Below are 18,578 nucleotides of genomic sequence, written 5' to 3'. Positions count from 1 at the left end.
AGCGCCATTATTCTTTACCGAGGGTGTCCGGCGCGTTGCGCGCCGGCGCTCCAGGCGGCGCCGCGGCGGGCGCGGCGGGAACCCGGCGCACCACCAGTCCTTCCCGCGTGGCGCCCTCCATGATGGGCGCGTCCGCATGACGCACCACCGCCAGATACACCGTGAACATGCAGGCCACCAGGGCCGCCGCGGGCCCGGCCATCAGTATCCAGGGCCACGGTTCGCGATACCAGGGGCGGGAAGGGGGGACTAGGGGCTGGGTCATGGTGGTCCGCTCCAGGCAGGGTAGGCGCGAGAATCCGGGCGCGGTGCCCGGCGCTCTCACTGGGGAATGAAGAAACTCGCGGCTTCGTCCGTGCGCAAGACGGCGCCATTGGGACCGGTGCCCAGGGCGTGAATCACGATCTTGTGCGCCCCCGCCGCGGCATCGCGCGCGGGAGCCCGGGCCACCGCGGCGACGACCTTGTTGTCCAGGGCATTGACATGGACGCTCGCCGCGCCGGAGGGCAGCGCAACGACGATGCCCTCCATGCCCTCCGCCGACAGGGCCACGTCCAGCGGCGTGTCCGAGGTGTTCATGAACTGCAGGCGGTAGACATTCTCGATCATGCCCCCGGCGACCTCGCGGCCCAGCACGCCGCGGTCGCGGATGACGTCCATGCGCAGCGGCTGGCGCAGCCATAGCGCGCCCATCAGGCCGATCGCCAGGGCGCCCAGCAGCGTCCCGTACGCCAGCGTGCGCGGACGCAGCAGCCGACGCAGGGCGGCACGGCGGGAAAGGCGGTCCGTCACGGCGCGCTCGGAGGCGTAGCGGATCAGCCCCGGCGCATAGTGCATTTTCTTCATGACGTCGTTGCAGGCGTCCACGCAGGCGCCACAGCCGATGCACAGGTACTGCAGGCCGTTGCGGATGTCGATACCGGTGGGGCAGACCTGTACGCACCAGTGGCAGTCGACGCAATCGCCCAGTCCCAGCGATGCCGGGTCCGCCTGGCGCGAACGGCCGCCGCGCGGTTCGCCGCGCCCCTTGTCGTAGGTCACGACAAGGGTGTCCTGGTCGACCATGACGCTCTGGAAGCGCGCGTAGGGGCACATGTACTTGCATACCGATTCGCGCAGGAAGCCGGCATTGCCCCAGGTCGCCAGGCTGTAGAACACGATCCAGAACCATTGCCACGGCCCCAGCTGCAGCGTGAACAGATCGTGCGCCAGCTGCCGGATGGGTGCGAAATAGCCGATGAAGGTGCTTCCCGTCCACCATGCGATGGCCAGCCACAGTACATGCTTGGTGGCCTTCAGCCGCAGCTTGCGCGCCGTCCAGGGCGCCTGGTCCAGCCGCTGGCGCGCCGCGCGGTCGCCTTCCACCTTGCGCTCTATCCAGGCGAAGATCTCGGAATAGACGGTCTGCGGACAGGCGTAGCCGCAGAACAGGCGTCCCGCCAGCGCGGTGAACAGGAACAGCGCCAGTGCCGAGATGACCAGCAGCACCGCCAGGTAGACCACGTCCTGGGGCCAGAGCACCAGACCGAACAGGTAGAAGCGTCGCGCGCCCAGGTCGAACAGCACGGCCTGGCGTCCGTCCCATTGCAGCCACGGCAACCCGTAGAACAGCGCCTGGGTCAGGAAGACGAAGGCGATGCGCCAGCGGGCGAAGGTGCCCGTCACCGCCCGCGCGTAGATTTTGACTTCGGCCTCGATCATGGCTTGCCCGACGCCAGGGCATTGCCGGCGTTGGCGCCGGTCGCGCCATTCGCGGGGGCGTCCGCGTCGCCGTCCGCGTGCGACTGCCGCCACACCCATGCGGTCAGGATGCGGATCTGCGCCGACGTGAGGACCCCTTCCTGCGCGGGCATGCGGTTGTCCCGGCCGTTGAGGATGGTGACCTCGATGGTGCGCTGCGAACTGCCGTACAGCCAGACGTTGTCCGTCAGGTTGGGCGCGCCCAGCGCCTGGTTGCCCTTGGCATCCACGCCGTGGCAGGCCACGCAGTACGTGCCGAACGCGTCCTTGCCGCTGAACACCCGCGACCGGTCCACGCCCAAGCCGGAAAGCGAGCGCACGTAGTCCGCGATATCGGATGCCGTGCGGGCATCGATCACGCCGGTCCACGCCGGCATGACGCCATGGCGGCCGTGCGTGATGGTCTGCAGGATGGTATCGGGCGAGCCGCCGTACAGCCAGTCGCCATCGGTCAGGTTGGGGAATCCCGGGGCCCCCTTGGCATCGGAACCATGGCACTGCGCGCAGTTGTTCAGGAACAGGCGCTGGCCGATTTCCTGGGCGCGCGTATCGCGCGCGATGTCCGCCACGGGCATGGCTTCGTAGCGGGCGTACAAGGGGCGGGTAGCTGCTTCCTGCGCGTCCTGCTGCCGCCGCAGGTCATCGGCGCTGCTGTAGCCCAGCGTGCCGGTGTACTGCCCCAGGCCGGGAAACAGCACAAGGTAGCCCACGGCGAACACGCACATCAGCAGGTACATGACGGTCCACCAGCGCGGGACGGGATTGTTCAACTCGGTCAGGTCGCCGTCCCAGACGTGGCCGGTATCGACCGGCTGGTTCGCCGGCGCCTTGCCCAGCCAGCGGCGCTGGGTGTACAGCAGCCACAGGCACCACACGATGCCGGCCGAGGCGACGATGCCGACGAAATAGCCCCAGACGGGCGTGGTGAAGTCACTCATGGATGCGTCCTTTGCCGGCGCCGGGGGCGGTGTATTCCTCCGGCAGCGCGAAGGGAAGCAGGGCGGAATCGCGGTTGGCGGGCTGGCGTCCCCGGGACCACGCCCACACGATGATGCCCAGGAACGTCGCCATGGAAACGGCGGTCACGATAGCGGTCAGATAAGCCATGATTCAGTCTCCCTTGCGCGTGGCCGGCGCCGGAGCGCCCTTGCGCGCGGCCAGGCCCAGGCCCTGCAGATAGGCCACGAGCGCGTCTTCCTCGTTCTTGCCCTCCAGGGCCTTGGGCCCGTCGGCGATGTTCTGGTCGGTATACGGCACCCCCAGCTGGCGCAGTGCGCGCATGCGGTCGGCCACGTTCTGTCCGGCCAGCGACGTGGTCCGCAACCAGGGATAGGCGGGCATGTTGGATTCCGGCACGACGGCGCGCGGGTCGCGCAGATGTTCGCGGTGCCAGGCGTCCGAATAGCGTTCGCCGATGCGCGCCAGGTCCGGTCCCGTACGCTTGGAACCCCACAGGAAAGGATGGTCGAAGACCGACTCGCCCGCCGTGGAGTACGGGCCATAGCGCTGGACCTCGGACTGCAGCATGCGCACCTGCTGCGAGTGGCAGCCGACGCAGCCTTCGCGGATATAGATGTCGCGTCCCATCAGCCGCAGCGGGCTGTAGGGCTCGATGCCGGGCTCGGCCTGCGTCGTGGAATGCTGGTAGAACAGTGGGATGATCTGCACCAGACCGGCCATCGATACGACGACGATGGTGGCGATGATCATCAGCCCGATGTTCTTTTCCAGGGTCTGGTGCGAGAAGAAAGCGTGTTTACGAGTCGTCATGGTGGGCTCTTTAAGCGACGGTCGGGGCGACGGCCGGTTCGCCCAAGGGCACGGCGGCCGGTACGGGCACGGCTTCGGGAATCACCGGGTCGACGGCGATGGCCGAGCGCACGGTCATCCAGGTGTTCCAGGCCATCACCAGCATGCCGCCCAGGAACAGCGTCCCCCCCAGCAGGCGGATCAGGTAGTAGGGGACCCGGGTCTTCAATTCCTCGACGAAGCTGTAGACCAGCGTGCCATCGGGGGCGGTCGCGCGCCACATCAGGCCCTGCTGCACGCCGGCGGTCCACATGCCGGCGATGTACAGCACCACGCCCAGGGTGGCGATCCAGAAATGCAGTTCGATGGCGCGCACGCTGTACATGCTGTCCCTGCCGTACAGCCGCGGAATCAGGTAGTAAAGCGAACCGAAGGTAATCATGGCGACCCAGCCCAGCGCGCCGGAATGCACGTGGCCGATCGTCCAGTCGGTGTAGTGGGACAGGGCGTTGACGCTGCGTATCGACATCATCGACCCCTCGAAGGTCGCCATGCCGTAGAACGACAGCGCGGTCACCAGGAACTTCAGGATGGGGTCGGTGCGCAAGCGATGCCAGGCGCCCTGCAGGGTCATGATGCCGTTGATCATGCCGCCCCACGAGGGCGCCAGCAGGATCAGCGAAAACGTCATGCCCAGCGACTGAGTCCAATCCGGCAGCGAGGTATACAGCAGGTGGTGCGGGCCGGCCCACATATAGGTAAAGGCCAGGGCCCAGAAGTGGACGATGGACAGGCGGTAGGAATAGATCGGGCGGCCGGCCTGCTTGGGGACGAAGTAATACATCATGCCCAGGAAGCTGGTGGTCAGGAAGAAGCCCACCGCGTTGTGCCCATACCACCACTGCACCATGGCGTCCTGCACGCCCGCGTAGGCGGAATACGACTTCCACATCGTGACCGGCAGTTCGACGTTGTTGACGATGTGCAGGATGGCGATGGTCAGGATGTAGGCGCCGAAGAACCAGTTCGCCACGTAGATGTGCTTGACCTTGCGCTTGACGATGGTGCCGAAGAAGACCACGGCGTAGGCCACCCACACTAGCGTGATCAGGATGTCGATCGGCCATTCCAGCTCGGCGTATTCCTTGCTGCTGGTCATGCCCATGGGCAGCGTGATGGCGGCGGCGACGATCACCGCCTGCCAGCCCCAGAACGTGAACTCGGCCAGCCAGCCGCAGAACAGCCGCGCCTGGCAGGTGCGCTGGACCACGTAGTAGGAGGTCGCGAACAGGCCGCAGCCGCCGAAGGCGAAGATCACGGCATTGGTGTGCAGCGGCCGCAGGCGTCCATAACTGAGCCACGCGGTGTCGAAATTCAGCGACGGCCAGATCAGCTGTGCGGCGATCAGCACGCCCACGGCCATCCCGACGACGCCCCAGACGACCGTCATCAAGGCGAAGCGCCGGACGACCCCGTAGTTGAAGGTGGCGCTGCCGGCGGCGCCCGGGTCCGACCTGGCGCCAAGCCCGATCCCTTGATTCAGTGCGGCGCTTGTACTGTGCTGCATCGATGTGCTCCCCATATGCATGTGGGGCCATCATGGTGTGGACGGCCACCGGAGCCCTTGACGCGGATCAAAGGGATGCAGGAATAAGCGCGGCGCCGGCGCGGACGATCCAAGGTGTTGTGCGGCGACGTCAGTTCTCCCGCGGCGGGGGGCCGTCCGAGCGGGCCGCCGTCCGGCAGCCGGCGCGCCCGGCCTCAGTCGTCGTCCGGCAGTCGGCCGGCCGGTCCGTCGGTGTCGTCGTATTGCCCCGTCAGCACGGCCCAGGCGAGAAACCCGCCGATGGCCGCCACGAACACCAGCGACAGGGGCAGCAGCAACAGCAGGATGGTCATGGCGTTTCGGCGTTCGCCGCCGTGGGCGCGTGGCAACCCGCAGCGCCATGCGGTGCGCGTTCGTGGGTATCGAGATAACCCCGCCGCAGGCTCCAGGCATTCATGGCCACCGCTACCGAGGACACCAGCATCGTGATCGCCGCCAGCCAGGGCGTGACCCAGCCGAAGGCCGCCAGCGGCATCATCAGCAGGTGGAAGGCGGCGCTGCCGTACAGGTTCTGCGTGGCCTTGCGCGCGGCGATCGCCAGGATGGCGCGCGTGTCGGCTTCGCCGGCGCGGGGCAGGGCACCCAATGCCGCATCCGCGCTGGCCATCACCGCCGGCACGGACATCGACATCGCGCAGGGGCAGCTGATCACCAGCATCGCGACGGTCACGGACAGGAAGCGGCCCGGGTCGATCCAGATCCACATCAGGCCTGTCGCGAAGGTGGCCGCCAGCTGCACCGCGCTGAAAACCGCCGCGCGGCGGTCCGCATACAGCGTCAGCAGGGCGCGCGCGCGGCGCAGGCGGTCACGGCGGCCGCCGGCGCAGGATTGCCGCGCACAGAGCGCCAGGTAGCGGGCGGTAAGCAGGAATGCGACGAACATCGTGACGGAATCGAAATACACGTCGCCGGCACCGGCGATGGTCGCATGGACGCTGGGCACGAAGGCAGCGGCCATGCCGATGGCCACGGGCAGGTCCATGCCGACCCGCCCCTGCCATAGACGCAGGGCGGCCCCGCGCCACAAGGGCCAGGCGGAATAGGCCAGCACCGGCACGGTCAGCACCAGGCTGGTCCAGTTCATCAGGCCGATGGCCCAGTCCAGGGTCGCCAGGTTGCGGGCCGGCAGGCCGTCGTGGCGGACGTAGGCCGGCCAGGCCAGCATCATGACCTGCATCATGACCAGCCAGGCCAGGCCCAGCCGCAAGAGCGCGTGGCGGCGCGCCTGGCGGTCGGCGGCGTTCAGCCCGGCGGGCACGGAGAAGATGGAGTAGGGGCGCATGGCGTGCAGCGTACGGCGGCCGCCGCGAGCGCGTCTTGACCTGGGTCAAGCACCGGCCGCTACCGCCCTGCGGGAAAGGCAGGGGCGGCGCGGCGGCCGCCGCCGCGTTCGCGATGAAGCCGGCCGACATCAATGCGAGAACAGGACCGGCACGGTCATCGCCTGCAGGATGTCGCGTGACGCGCCGCCCAGCACCCATTCCCGCGCGCGGCTGTGACCGTACAGGCCCATCACGACCAGGTCGCAGCCGTGATCGGACGCGGCATTCAGGATCGCCGCTCCCATCCCCAGCCTTCCGGTCTCGCGCCGCACCAGGGTCGGCTGCGCATAGCCTTGGGCGCGGAACCAGGCCTGCAGGTCGTCGGGGGCGGTTTCGCGCATTCGTATGGCCTCGGATTCGGGATTGAGCGTCAGGACGAAGATGTCCTGGGTCTGAGCCAGGAAAGGCGCGGCGTCGGCAAGGGCGCGTGCCGCTTCGCGGCCGCCGTCCCAGCAGACCAGGATGCGGTTGCCGATGCCGGTGTACTCGCCGGCATAGGGCACGGCCAGCACCGGGCGGCCTGCGGTCAGGACGATGGTCTCGATCACGTAGGGGTCGACGATCGAATCCGTTTCCGTGTTCTTCGCCTGGCTCAGCACCAGCAAGTCGGCGCATCTGGCGTGCGACGCCAGGATTTCTTCCGGGCGGCCTTCCGGCGTGCGCCATTGCGTCGCGATCCCTGCGTCGGCAACGCAGCGATCGAATTCGGCGTGGCATTGGGCGCGCTCCTGCGCGCGCTGTTGCAGCACGACTTCGTAGATGCCGTTGGGGACGATGCTCTCATCGAAGAACTCCCGCGGCCATGGAAAGTTGATGTAGATGCCCAACAGCTCCGCCTGGAACCGCTGTGCCAAGGCCACGGCGGTCGCGGTGCGAGCGGGACAGGCCTGGTCTTTCTCGACGTGCAATGCGATGCGTTTGAGCATGTCCGTTCTCACTTGGATATGGGTTCACCCGGGGCTTATAGGGTTCGCCCCGTCACGGGAGTCGTCCCTTGATCTTCGTGCGATATGCAGACGCGGACCTTGACATGGGTCAAGCCCGTCCGATCGCGGCAAGCAGGGCCGCAACCGGCGGCCGGGAGTAATGAATCCGGCGCCATCCGGCCGCGTCGGCGGCAACTGGCCGGCCGCCAATGATTTACCGTCCCGCGGTATCCATGGAACAGCACCGCACGATGACGCCGACGTTGTGCGCGGGCGCCGACTTGGGTATAACCGCCCAGCGCCCCCGAACGAGGCGGCCATCACGTGGCGGCCACCCCGCGCGGCTTGTATCCGAATTCCCTCGAAGGAGCATATCCATGAATTCCGGCATCCATCGCCGCGCCCTCGCCATGGCGAGCTTGATTTGTGCAACCCTGCCGGCCGTGTGCGGCGCCCAGCCCGCCGGTGCGCCGGCTGCCCAGGCGGCCGGCGTGCAAGCCGGCGCCGCCCCATCGGACAACGTGCAGGCCCAACAGGCATCCTTGCAGGCCGCGAACCGTGCCTTGCAGTGGCCCCGTACCTTGGACGCTGCCAACGGCATGCACGTCCAGCTGTATCAGCCGCAGATCGATAGCTGGAACGGCGACCAGATCGGCGGCCGCATGGCCGTGGCCGTCGGTCAGGCCAATGGCAGTCCCACGTATGGCGTGGTGCAGTTTTCCGCGCGTGCCGACGTGAACAAGCCGGCCGGTCTGGTGTATGTAGACCGCATCCGCATCGAGAAGATAGACCTGCCCCCGGCGCCGCAGAACGCCACGCAACTGCGGGGCGTGCTGGAATCCCACATTCCGCCCAGCATGACGACGCGCCTGGAGGCGTTGCAGACCAGCTACGCGGTGTCGCAGAAGCTGGCCTCGCTGCCGTCGGTACCCGTCAAGAACACGCCGCCTGCCATCATTTTCCGTTCGGTGCCTACCATCCTGGTGCTGGTCGACGGCCCCCCTTCGCTGTACAGGGTCCAGGGCGCCGAAGGCTGGCAACGCGTGGCCAATACGCGGGCGCTCATGCTGGCCGATTCAGCCGGCTACTTCTATTTGAACGTGACGGGACATTGGTTCCAGGCGTCCGCCGCCACCGGCCCCTGGCAGCGTCTGGACAGTCCTTCGCAGCCGCTGTTGTCGGCCGCCCAGGCCAGCTCGCACGCGGACAAGCCAGACCCCATGCTGCCGCGCGACGGCCAGCCGTCCACCGTCGTGCCCCGGGTGCTGGTGCAGACGGGCCCCGCGGAACTGGTCATTACCAGCGGCGCGCCGGAGTTCGCGCCGGTGCAAGGCACCGGCCTGCTGTCGATGACCAACGCCGACCATGCGGTGTTCATGAACCCGTCTAACAACCGCTATTACATCCTGGTCTCGGGCCGCTGGTTCAGCGCCTCGCAGCTAGACGGGCCGTGGGCGTATGTGCCGGGCAAGCAGCTGCCGCGCGATTTCGGGCGCATCGACCCGCATGACCCGTCGGCGGGCGTGCTGGCCTCGGTGCCCGGTACGCCGCAGGCCAGGGAGTCCGTGATCGCGGCCACCATTCCGCAAACCGCCACCGCCGCGCGCGACAAGGCGGCGTTGACCGTGGCGTACCTGAATGGCCCGCCTGACTTCGTCGACATCCCCGGCACGCAGGTCCAATACGCCGCGAATAGCCAGACGCCGGTCTTTCGCGTCGACGGCGCGGGCTACTACGCGCTGTACAACGGCATCTGGTTCACGGCCTCCTCGTCGGCCGGCCCGTGGCGCGTGGCCGACCATGTGGCGCCGGCGATCTACACCATCCCGGTGTCGTCTGCGCTGCACTACGTCACCTACGTCCGGGTGTACGGCGCCACGCCGACGTCGGTGGTCTACGGCTATACCCCTGGCTACATGGGCGTGATGGTCGCCCCCGACGGAACGGTGGTCTATGGCACGGGATATGTGTATCCCGCCTACGTGGCGGGGCCTGTCTACGTCGGCTATCCGCCCACCTACGGCTATAACGCGGCCTTCGATACCGCCGTCGGTTTTGCCTTCGGCTTCGCGGCGGGCTCCGTCTGGGGCGCTCCCGCGCCGTACTGGGGGCCCTATTGGGGCGCGCCGTACTGGCGGGGCGTGAACGTCAACAGCGTGGACGTGTACGGCCATTGGGGCGGGACCGGCGTGGTCACGCATGCAACGGGCTGGAACGGCTGGACCGGCACGCAGTGGCAAGGCACCCACGCGGAAGGCTACAACCCCGCGACGGGCCGTAGCTTCGAAGGCACGCACGGCGCCGCCTACAACTGGCAGACCGGCAATTATGCGTCGGGCTACCGCGGCGCCTACAACAATCCGGTCAACGGCACGGCGGGCGCATCGCGCGGCGGCGTGGTGGGCAATGCCGATAACGGCACCTGGGCGGCGGGGCAGCAGAACATCCACACGAACGATAATACCGGCCGGACGACGGCCAGCTCCCGGACGGCCAGCGGCGAAGCGGGCAAGGGCGTCACCAGCTACAACAATGAGGGCGTGACGCACAGCAGCCGTACCGGCAATACGGTGGGCTGGGACGATGGCAATGTCTATGGCGACCACAACGGCAACGTGTATCGCCATACGGACGACGGCTGGCAGCAGCACTCGTCCTCGGGCTGGCAGCCGATGACGGCCGGCAATACCGATGCCGCCAACCGAACCTACCTGAACCAGCAGCAGCAGGCGCGCTCCACGGCGGACAACTACACCAGTGGGCGCTACGACGATGCCGCGATGCAGGACCGCGGCTGGGGCAACCGGGGCTTCAATGGCTCGGGCTGGGGCGGCGGCGATCGTTTCGGCGGGGGCGGTGAACGCTTCGGCGGCGGCAGGTTCCGGCGCTGAGCCGCCGTGCGCCCGGTCCGTCAGGCCTGGGCGCGTTCTTGCAATCCCGGGCCGCCGTGCGGCCACGACGCGCCCGGGACCCTGCCCGCGAAGGCCTCCTGAAGGAAGTCCACAAAGGCGATTACCCGGCCGGCGTACTGGTGCCGCGAGGGATACACGGCATAGATATCGGCCGGATAGGTGCGATACCGCGACAGCACCTGCCGCAGGCGGCTCGCCGCGACATGCCGGGCGACGTCCCATTCCGCCCGCAGGATGATGCCGTGGCCCTCGATCGCCCAGCGCACCGCGATTTCGCCGTCGTTGGTGCTCATGGGCACGTTCACCTTGACCGTGCTGGTCTTGCGGCCTAGCAGGAAGCGCCAGACGCCATGCGTTTCCTCGCCATGCCGGATGTCGATGCACGTGTGCTTGGGCAGATCCGCCAGGGTCTTGGGTTCCCCGTATTCCTCCAGATAGGAAGGCGCCGCGCACAGGATGCGGCGGTTGGCGGCGATGGGCCGGGCGATGACGCGCGCATCCGGCGGCTCGCCGAAGTGCACGCATACGTCATAAGAGCCGTCGGTCAGGGGAGGGGGCGCGACGGTCAGCTGCAGCTGCACCTCCACGCCCGGATAGCGCTTGCGGAACCGCGACAACAAGGGCGCAACGTGATTGCGCCCGAAGCCCAGCGTGGCGTTGACCCGCAGCAGTCCCTTGGGAATGCGGCGCGCATTCGACACGTGGCGCTCCATGTCGTCGATGTCGGCCAGGATGCGGCGCGCGTGCATCAGATAGATTTCGCCTTCTTCGGTCAGCTGCATCCTTCGCGTCGTGCGCGTCAGCAGCTGCACCTCCAGGCGGGCTTCCATCTGGGCCAACCGTTTGGTGACCGCGGGCGCGCTCAAGCCCATTTCGCGCGCCGCGGCGGCCAGGCTGGGACTGCGCGCGATCTGGCAGAAAAAACTCATTTCGGAGAGGACGGCGGGCGAACTCATCATTAATCCAAACGAAATAATGGAATAACTTTCCGGTCGATCGTTCCGATTCTAGTCGCTCTAAAGTCGATTCCTCGAACACGCCATCGCCGGGCCCGCCACCGCGCGGCCCGCGACGACGGCAATAAGGAGGAGACCAATGTCATTCAAGCGACTCGTCCGCGCCCGCGGAACAACCGTGTCGGGCGTCCTGGCCATAGCCGCCCTGGCGCTCGCGCCGCTCGGCGCACACGCCGAATCGGCCTACCCGGGCGATCGGCCCGTATCGATCGTGGTGCCTTATTCGCCTGGCGGCGCCACCGATGCGGTCGCGCGCCTGCTCAGCGTGAAACTGGCCCAGACCATGGGCGGTACCTTCGTCGTGGAAAATCGGCCCGGGGCCAGCGGCACCATCGCGATGTCCTCTGTCGCGCGCGCCCGGCCCGACGGACACATGCTGTTCATGAACGAGATCACCTCAACGGTGGTGAAGGAACTCGTACCAGGCCTGACCTTCGACCCGGTGCAATCCCTGGAGCCCGCGGTCCTCGTCGCCGAAACACCCTTCGTGCTGGTGATCAACAGCAATGTACCGGCCCGCGACCTGAAGCAGTTCATCGCGTATGCCAAGTCCCATCCCGGGAAGATCACCTATGGTTCCGGTGGTGTCGGCAGCGGGCCGCATCTGGCCGGCGAACTGTTTCGCCAGCTGACCGGCGCGGAGATCCTGCACGTGCCTTACCGGGGATCCGGGCCCGCGCTGCAGGACCTGCTGGGCGGACAGATTCAGATGCTGATCACCGCGGCGCCCACGGTGGCGCCAATGATCAAGGATGGACGGCTGCGCGCCCTGGCCGTGGCGCGGTCCCAGCGGATTTCCGCCTTGCCCGACGTACCCACCGCCACCGAGGCCGGTTTGCCCGGCTTCGAGATCAGCAACTGGTTCGGGTTGGCCGCGCCGGCGGGAACGCCGAAGGCGATCCTGGACGGCATCGCCAAGGGCGTCAATCAGGCCCTGCACGACCCGGACTTCCTGGCCCGCCTGGACGGCGCGGGCGGGGTGCCGTTGGGCGGAACCTCCGCGGTGGCCAAGGAAAGGGTGCTGGCCGAAACGCAACGCTGGAGCGCCATGCTGCACGCCAACGCGCCGCAGGCAAAACAACCGTGATGGTGATCGCTTTCTGGAGAGGATGGTTATGAAGATCAAGCACGTTCAGCCCCTGCATGTGGGCCAATTCATGTTCGCGCGCGTGGAGACGGATTCCGGCCTGGTCGGCATCGGCGAAGCGGGCACCTGGGGCCATATCGAGGCCGCCGGCGCGGCGATCAAGCGTTTCGCCGAATACCTGGAAGGCAAGCCGGCCTTCGACATCGAGCATCACTGGAACGTGATGCACCGTTTCAGCTATTTCCAGGGGCTGGCGATCAATGCCGCTATTTCCGCGATCGATATCGCCCTCTGGGACATCAAGGGCCAGGCGCTTGGGGTCCCGATCTACGAACTGCTGGGCGGCGCGGTGCGCAAGAAAGCGCGCATCTACGGCCACGTCTACGAGAGCTCGATCGAGAAGATCCTGGTGGAATGCCAGGCCAAGATGGAGGCGGGCTTCAATGCCTTCGGCCACTTGAATCCCTTCCTGGACGAAGGCAATGACCAGGTGTGGTTCAAGACCCACATCAAGAAGATGCGCGACGCCGTCGACAATGTCGAACGCATGCGCGAAGTGGTGGGCGACCGAGTGGACCTGCTGATCGAGCTGCACCGCCGCCTGACGCCTGCCGAAGCAATCACCTTCATCGACGCGATCGAGCACACGCACCCCATGTTCGTGGAGGACCCCATCCGGCCGGAGGGCCCCGAAGCCATGGCCCGCGTCGCGGAGAAGGTGCGCGTGCCCATCGCGACGGGCGAGCGCTTCGCCACCATCTATGAATTCCAGTCCTTGCTGGCGCGCAATGCCGTCGAATTCGCGCGCGTGGACTTGTGCCTGTGCGGCGGCATCACCGGCGGACGCAAGGTTGCCGCCATGGCCGAGGCCCATCATGTTCAGGTGGTGCCGCACAATCCCTTGTCGCCTATCGGGCTGGCGGCATGCCTGCAACTGGCCGCGGCGATCCCCAACTTCGCCATCCAGGAATACGCCACGGGCTTCGAAGCCGGGATCTTCGAGAGCCGGCCGGAACACCTGGGCAGCAACGTGGTGGACGAGGTACCGCGGCCCGACAACGGCTTCGTCGATATCCCCACGCGGCCCGGCCTGGGGATGTGCCTGCTGCCCGACGCCCAGCGCATCCGGCCGCCGCTGTCCAAACCCATCAGCATGCGCCCGCACTTCGATGGATTCGTCATTGACCAGTAGGCCGGCAAGCCGGTAAGGACTTGAGCCGCCGCACCATGCCGGCCGCGCCGCAAGGCGCGGTCAGGCCTGCTTCATCAGCTGCTTGCCGATGACCAGCTGCTGAATCTGCGTGGTGCCCTCGTACAGGCGCAGCAGGCGCACGTCGCGGTAGAAGCGTTCGACCTTGTATTCATTGATGTAGCCGGCGCCGCCGTGGATCTGCACGCCGCGGTCGGCGACCCGGCCCACCATTTCCGTGCTGAACAGCTTGGCGCACGCGGCCTGCATGCTGACTTCCGGGTCCGTGGCGCCGAAGGGCTTGGCGTCGTAGCGCCGCGCCACCGACTGCACCAGTGACCAGGCGGCCAGCATCTCGGCCTGGCTGTCGGCCAGCATGGCCTGGACAAGCTGGAAATCGCCGATGCGCTGCCCGAACTGCTTGCGCTGCTGGGCGTAGGCGACGCTTTCGCGGAGGATGCGCGCGGCCATGCCGCACGCCACCGCGGAAATGTGCAGGCGCCCGCGGTCCAGCACCTTCATCGCCGTCTTGAAGCCCTTGCCCGGTTCGCCGCCGATGATGTTGGCGGCCGGCACGCGCACATTGTCCAGGTTGACGTCGCAGGTCTTGGTGCCGCGCTGGCCCATCTTGCGGTCGGGCTTGCCCAGGGTCAGGCCCGGCAGCCCGGCCGGCACGATGAAGGCGGTAATGCCGGCGGCGCCGGGGCCTTCCGTGCGCGCCATCAAGGTGAACGCGCCGGCGCGCGGCGCGTTGGTGATGAAGCGCTTGGTGCCATTGAGCAGATAGTCGTCGCCGTCCCTGGCGCCGCGGGTCTTGATCGATGCCGCGTCCGAGCCGGCGTCCGGTTCGGTCAACGCGAACGAGACGATCAGTTCGCCACTGGCGATGCGTGGCAGGTATTCGGCTTTCTGTTGCGCCGTGCCGTCCATCAGGATGCCCTGCGACCCGATGCCGATATTGGTGCCGACAACCGACCGAAAGGCGAGGGCAGTGTGCCCCAGTTCATAGGCAACCTCGCACTCCTGGGCCATGGTGAGCCCGATGCCGCCGTATTCCTCCGGAATGGATAGGCCGAACAGGCCCAGTTCCTTCATGTCGCTCACGATGTCGGCCGGCACCTCGTCCTGTTCCTCGACGGCGTCCTCGGCCGGCATCAGCCGTTCCAGGACGAAGCGCTGCACGCTGTCCTTGAGCAATTGAAAAGTCTCTTGATCGAGCGGCATGGCGTTTCCCTCCGGATAGTCGCGCCTATTATTTTCTTATCCATACGGCTTGACAATCCCCAAGGATATGAACAGTCTGTCAAATATTTTTGACGGATACGCCGGTACATGGACGCCCAGTCGCTCACGCTCTTTGTCGACATCGTCGAAGCGGGGAATCTCAGCCTGGCCGCGCGCCATCTCAAAATGAGCCGTGCCAACGTCAGCTACCACCTGACGCAGCTGGAGAAGGCCGTCGGCATGCAGCTGATGCGGCGCACCACCCGCCGGGTCGAGCTGACCGAGGCGGGCGAGCGTCTTTACCAGCACGGACGCGTGATCCGCAACGAACTGCTGGCCGCCCGGGAATCGATCGCCATGTTGGGCAAGGGCCTGCACGGTTCGCTGCGGCTGAGCTTGCCGACGGGTTTTGGCCACATGGTCATGTCGGATTGGCTGATCGAGTTCAAGCGCGGCTATCCCGATATCGCGCTGGACCTGCTGTTCGACAACCGCGTGGACGATCTGCTGCGCGAGGAGGTGGACATGGCCGTGCGCGTCATGTCCGAGCCGCCGCAGCAGATGGTCGCGGTGGAACTCGCGCGAGTACGCTACGTACTCTGCGCATCCATGGCGTACGCGGGAGCCCACGCCATGCCCTCGCGCCTGGAACAGCTGGGCGACATCCCGCTGATCACCTCGGCGGTCGCGGGCCGCGACCTGCGCGTGTCGGCCTACCAGGGGGAAGAACGGCGCGAGCTGACGCTGCATCCCACGTTGGCCTCCGAGAACTTCCAGTTCCTGCGGGAAGCCATCCTGGCCGGGCTGGGCGTGGGGCTGGTGCCGGATTACGTCGTCGAACAGGACGTGGTGGAAGGACGTGTCGTCACCGCGCTGCCGGACTGGCGCCTGAGCGTCTTCGGCACGCGCATGTTCCTGCTGCGCATGCCGGACCGCTATCAAACCCTGGCGTCGCGCACGCTGGCCGACTACCTGGTGCGGAAGGCGCGTGCCTGGGCGGGCGCCGCCGAACCGGCCTGATACGTGCCGGATGCTTCGGCGTGCATGCGGTCGGCGGCTTGCTTCCAGTCGCCCGTCAGTAGCGCGCTGGGCGCCGCGCCGTTTTCCTTGGGTGTCCAACGCAGGGGCAGTGCCTGCTCGCGTCGCACGATGACCTCGGGGATAAAGCGCCACAGCCGTTCCGCGCCCTGGAATGCGGCGACCTCCGGCGCATCCAGGGTGAGGTCGGCGCGGCCGCTCATCTGCAGCAGCTCGCCGGTGTCGAAATCCACGAACGTGATGCCGGCCACGGGGTTGATCATGATGTTGCCCAGCGTATTGAAGAACAGGTTGCCGGGGAAGTCGGGGATGGTCATCCCGCCATCGGCGTCGATGCGCACGAACCCCGGCTTGCCGCCGCGGTGCGATACATCCACCTGGCGGCCTTGCCCGGGAAGATCCACATACGACGCCACGAAAAACGCATCGGCATTGGCCACCAGCGCGCGGGCGCGCTCGTCCAGTGCATGGAGCGTCCGCGGCGCGATGGCCGGCTGTTCGCCGGGATCGCGTGTGAAGGCGACGGTACGCTGCTGGATGTAGCGTGGGCAGTTGCCGAAGCTCTGCGTCACGTCGATATGCGAAATGTGTCCCGCGTCATGGCGCAGTACGCCGTTCATCCGGTTGCGCCGGCGCGTGGCCAGGTCGATACCCAGCAAACCGATCGCGCTGCCGTCGGCCAGCCCCGCATCGGCCGGGTCGGCGGCTTCGCGGGCGATGGCCAGGTCCAGGCGACGCGGCTGCGGGGAATCCAGAAAGCCCGGCAGGCCGGCGCGCAGCGTGGCCCAGGCACGGCCGTCGGGCGACACGGCGCCCAGCACGACGAACGGCAGCTGCGCGAAGAACTCGCGATGCTGGTCCGGCATGTAGTCCCGGATGACACGGCGGCCGACATCGTCCATCTTGGCCAAGGCGCCGGTGCGCGATTGCAGGGCCAGTTCGCCGGCGTGCCAGGGAAGGGTGGGCATGATGGTTCCTTTTGATCGGGCGATTGCCGCGCCGGGACAGGCGGGGACAGGCGTCGCCTTGCGTGTCGTGGCGGGGTAGGGAGCTGGCGCGTAGCGGCAGGCTCAGTCAGCCAGCCCCACCGGCGTGCGCTGGAAGGCCACGAAGCCGGGCAGCGCTTCCACGCGCGCCAGCCATTGCCGCACGTTGGCATACTCCTTCAGGTCGACATAGCCTTCCGGCGCGCGCGCCGTGTAGCTGTATAGCGCCACGTCGGCGATGGTCGGCTGGGGGGCCGCGATCCATGGCTGGCCCGCCAGCGCGTCTTCCATGCGTCGCAGCACCACGTGGGCGCGGGCGATGGCGGCTTCGGCGTCCAGCTTGGCGCCGAATACCGTGACCAGGCGCGCCGCGGCGGGGCCGAAGGCGATATCGCCGGCGGCGACCGACAGCCATCGCTGCACGGCGGCGGCCTCGGCCGGTGTTTCGGGCAGCCAATCGGTCCGCCCCAGTTTCTTGCTCAGATAGACCAGGATCGCGTTGGAATCCGGCACCACCACGTCGCCGTCCACCAGCACCGGCAATTGTCCGAACGGATTGAGTTTCAGGAAATCCGGCTGCTTGTGCGCGCGGCTGGCCAGGTCGACGTCAATCAACTCGGCGGCTTGGCCCAGCAGCGAAATGAACAGGCGGGCGCGGTGCGCATGGCCGGAAAGCGGATGGTGGTAGAGCTTCATGGCGTCGTCCTCGGTTGCGGGTTCTGCACGTAATGCCGTGCCTTCATCGCAGCATAGGGCGGCCGTACCGCCGAAAAAACGGCGCCAGCTCGAAAGGATTATTCTGGATTCAGCAATAGTTCAGCGAGGCATCGCCACGCAGCCGGTCGATGGCCAAGTCCAGGAAGGCGCGCACCTTCAGCATCGCGTGACGGCCTTCGCGGTGGATCACATGGACAGGTACCGGCGGCGGCTCGTGGTCGGCCAGCACCACGCGCAGCGTGCCATCCCGAAGCTCGGCCGCCACCTGGTACGACAGGACGCGCGCCAGGCCCAGTCCCGCCACCGCGGCGGAAATGGCGGAATCGTTGGTCGAGGTGGCCAGCCGGGGCGTGAAGCGCAGCGGCTTCAGCTCGCCTTGCCGCATGAAGCGCCATTCGGGCAGCGTACTGACGCCGGTGGTCTGGATCAGCGTGTGCGCGGACAGGTCTTCCGGTGCCTGCGGCATGCCCTGCTGTTGCAGGTACGAGGGCGCGGCGCACACGATGCGCCGTACATGGCCCACCGATATCGCCTGCAGCGACGAGCTGGGCAGTTCGCCGATGCGCACGCCGACATCCACGCCTTCGTCGATGAAGTTGACATTGCGGTCCACGAGCACGCACTGGACGTCGACTTCGGGGTAGCGCCGCAGGTATTCGACGACGATGGGCGTGACGTGGCGCGCGCCGAACAATACGGGTGCCGTCACCACGAGATGGCCGCGCGGCGAGGAATGCGTGCCCGTGGCCGTCAGCTCGGCTTCCTCGATTTCGCCCAGGATGCGCTTGCAGTCCTCGAAGTACGCGGCACCGGTTTCGGTGGGACGCACCACGCGCGTGGTGCGCGTCAGCAGGCGCACGCCCAGATGCGCTTCCAGCTCGGTGACCACGCGGCTGACGACCGACAGCGACACATCGAGCTTGCGCGCGGCTGCAGTGAAGCCACCGCTTTCGACCACGGTGACGAAGGTCTTCATGGCGTGTAGCCGGTCCACGCGTCTGCTCCGGGGATTGGGATATCGGGAAGTATATTCGGCGCCCGGCGCGGGTCCTGCCCGCCGGCGGCC

Annotated in this window: 18 protein-coding genes; 4 read left to right on the top strand and 14 right to left on the bottom strand. The window is 67.3% G+C overall.

Annotated elements, in window-relative coordinates; genetic code table 11:
• Positions 1-7 precede the first annotated feature (7 nt).
• The 9 genes from AKI39_RS13070 to AKI39_RS13030 form a co-directional block, all read right to left on the bottom strand.
• Complete coding sequence (locus tag AKI39_RS13070; RefSeq protein ID WP_066636552.1) at positions 8-265, bottom strand: hypothetical protein; 258 nt, start codon at positions 263-265, stop codon at positions 8-10.
• Positions 266-321: 56 nt separating this feature from the next.
• Entirely contained in the window at positions 322-1,800 is a 1,479-nt protein-coding gene (ccoG, locus tag AKI39_RS13065; protein ID WP_083228826.1) for a cytochrome c oxidase accessory protein CcoG, read from the bottom strand.
• On the bottom strand, positions 1,698-2,678 hold the full coding sequence (ccoP, locus tag AKI39_RS13060) for a cytochrome-c oxidase, cbb3-type subunit III (RefSeq protein ID WP_066636549.1): 981 nt from the start codon (positions 2,676-2,678) through the stop codon (positions 1,698-1,700). Before ccoP ends, ccoG begins: the two co-directional genes overlap by 103 nt.
• Complete coding sequence (locus AKI39_RS13055) at positions 2,671-2,847, bottom strand: cbb3-type cytochrome oxidase subunit 3 (RefSeq protein ID WP_066636545.1); 177 nt, start codon at positions 2,845-2,847, stop codon at positions 2,671-2,673. The genes ccoP and AKI39_RS13055 overlap by 8 nt, the downstream gene beginning before the upstream one ends.
• Before the next feature lie 3 nt (positions 2,848-2,850).
• Entirely contained in the window at positions 2,851-3,510 is a 660-nt protein-coding gene (ccoO, locus tag AKI39_RS13050; RefSeq protein ID WP_066636542.1) for a cytochrome-c oxidase, cbb3-type subunit II, read from the bottom strand.
• 10 nt (positions 3,511-3,520) lie between these two features.
• Complete coding sequence (ccoN, locus tag AKI39_RS13045; RefSeq protein ID WP_235610635.1) at positions 3,521-5,056, bottom strand: cytochrome-c oxidase, cbb3-type subunit I; 1,536 nt, start codon at positions 5,054-5,056, stop codon at positions 3,521-3,523.
• A 194-nt stretch (positions 5,057-5,250) separates the two neighbouring features.
• Positions 5,251-5,388 carry a cbb3-type cytochrome oxidase assembly protein CcoS gene (gene ccoS / locus AKI39_RS13040; RefSeq protein WP_066636540.1) on the bottom strand — a complete coding sequence of 46 codons (138 nt, stop codon included), beginning with the start codon at positions 5,386-5,388 and terminating at the stop codon, positions 5,251-5,253.
• On the bottom strand, positions 5,385-6,377 hold the full coding sequence (locus AKI39_RS13035) for a P-type ATPase (protein WP_066636538.1): 993 nt from the start codon (positions 6,375-6,377) through the stop codon (positions 5,385-5,387). Before AKI39_RS13035 ends, ccoS begins: the two co-directional genes overlap by 4 nt.
• Positions 6,378-6,506: 129 nt before the next feature.
• Positions 6,507-7,343 carry a universal stress protein gene (locus AKI39_RS13030; protein ID WP_066636536.1) on the bottom strand — a complete coding sequence of 279 codons (837 nt, stop codon included), beginning with the start codon at positions 7,341-7,343 and terminating at the stop codon, positions 6,507-6,509.
• Between the two features lie 377 nt (positions 7,344-7,720).
• Here AKI39_RS13030 and AKI39_RS13025 point away from each other — a divergent pair, with 377 nt between their 5' ends.
• Entirely contained in the window at positions 7,721-10,234 is a 2,514-nt protein-coding gene (locus tag AKI39_RS13025; protein ID WP_066636533.1) for a carbohydrate-binding family V/XII, read from the top strand.
• 20 nt (positions 10,235-10,254) lie between these two features.
• Here the strand turns inward: AKI39_RS13025 and AKI39_RS13020 are convergent, their stop codons facing one another.
• Entirely contained in the window at positions 10,255-11,211 is a 957-nt protein-coding gene (locus AKI39_RS13020) for a LysR substrate-binding domain-containing protein (RefSeq protein ID WP_066636529.1), read from the bottom strand.
• A 139-nt stretch (positions 11,212-11,350) separates the two neighbouring features.
• Between AKI39_RS13020 and AKI39_RS13015 the strand changes: the two genes are divergently transcribed.
• Positions 11,351-12,358, top strand: coding sequence for a Bug family tripartite tricarboxylate transporter substrate binding protein (locus AKI39_RS13015; protein WP_066636527.1), 1,008 nt, complete (start codon positions 11,351-11,353; stop codon positions 12,356-12,358).
• 28 nt (positions 12,359-12,386) lie between these two features.
• Positions 12,387-13,550: a mandelate racemase/muconate lactonizing enzyme family protein gene (locus AKI39_RS13010; protein ID WP_066636526.1), complete on the top strand. Its 1,164-nt coding sequence runs from the start codon at positions 12,387-12,389 to the stop codon at positions 13,548-13,550.
• A gap of 60 nt (positions 13,551-13,610) precedes the next feature.
• Here the strand turns inward: AKI39_RS13010 and AKI39_RS13005 are convergent, their stop codons facing one another.
• A complete protein-coding gene (locus AKI39_RS13005) occupies positions 13,611-14,771 on the bottom strand; it encodes an acyl-CoA dehydrogenase family protein (RefSeq protein WP_066636525.1) in 1,161 nt (386 codons plus the stop codon).
• Positions 14,772-14,879: 108 nt separating this feature from the next.
• On the opposite strand from AKI39_RS13005, the gene AKI39_RS13000 reads away from it, so the two are divergent.
• Positions 14,880-15,791: a LysR family transcriptional regulator gene (locus AKI39_RS13000; protein ID WP_066636523.1), complete on the top strand. Its 912-nt coding sequence runs from the start codon at positions 14,880-14,882 to the stop codon at positions 15,789-15,791.
• Here the strand turns inward: AKI39_RS13000 and AKI39_RS12995 are convergent.
• From AKI39_RS12995 to AKI39_RS12985, 3 genes are all read right to left on the bottom strand, one after another.
• Entirely contained in the window at positions 15,740-16,777 is a 1,038-nt protein-coding gene (locus tag AKI39_RS12995) for a pyridoxamine 5'-phosphate oxidase family protein (protein WP_083228825.1), read from the bottom strand. The genes AKI39_RS13000 and AKI39_RS12995 overlap by 52 nt on opposite strands.
• A 102-nt stretch (positions 16,778-16,879) precedes the next feature.
• Complete coding sequence (locus tag AKI39_RS12990) at positions 16,880-17,491, bottom strand: glutathione S-transferase family protein (protein ID WP_066636521.1); 612 nt, start codon at positions 17,489-17,491, stop codon at positions 16,880-16,882.
• A gap of 109 nt (positions 17,492-17,600) precedes the next feature.
• A complete protein-coding gene (locus AKI39_RS12985; RefSeq protein WP_066636520.1) occupies positions 17,601-18,506 on the bottom strand; it encodes a LysR family transcriptional regulator in 906 nt (301 codons plus the stop codon).
• Positions 18,507-18,578: the final 72 nt, after the last annotated feature.

Origin of the sequence: Bordetella sp. H567 (genome assembly GCF_001704295.1) — a bacterium.
GTDB lineage: Bacteria > Pseudomonadota > Gammaproteobacteria > Burkholderiales > Burkholderiaceae_B > Bordetella_C.
Note: the sequence above shows the minus strand (reverse complement) of the source record. Positions and strands in the feature narration are given on the sequence as shown.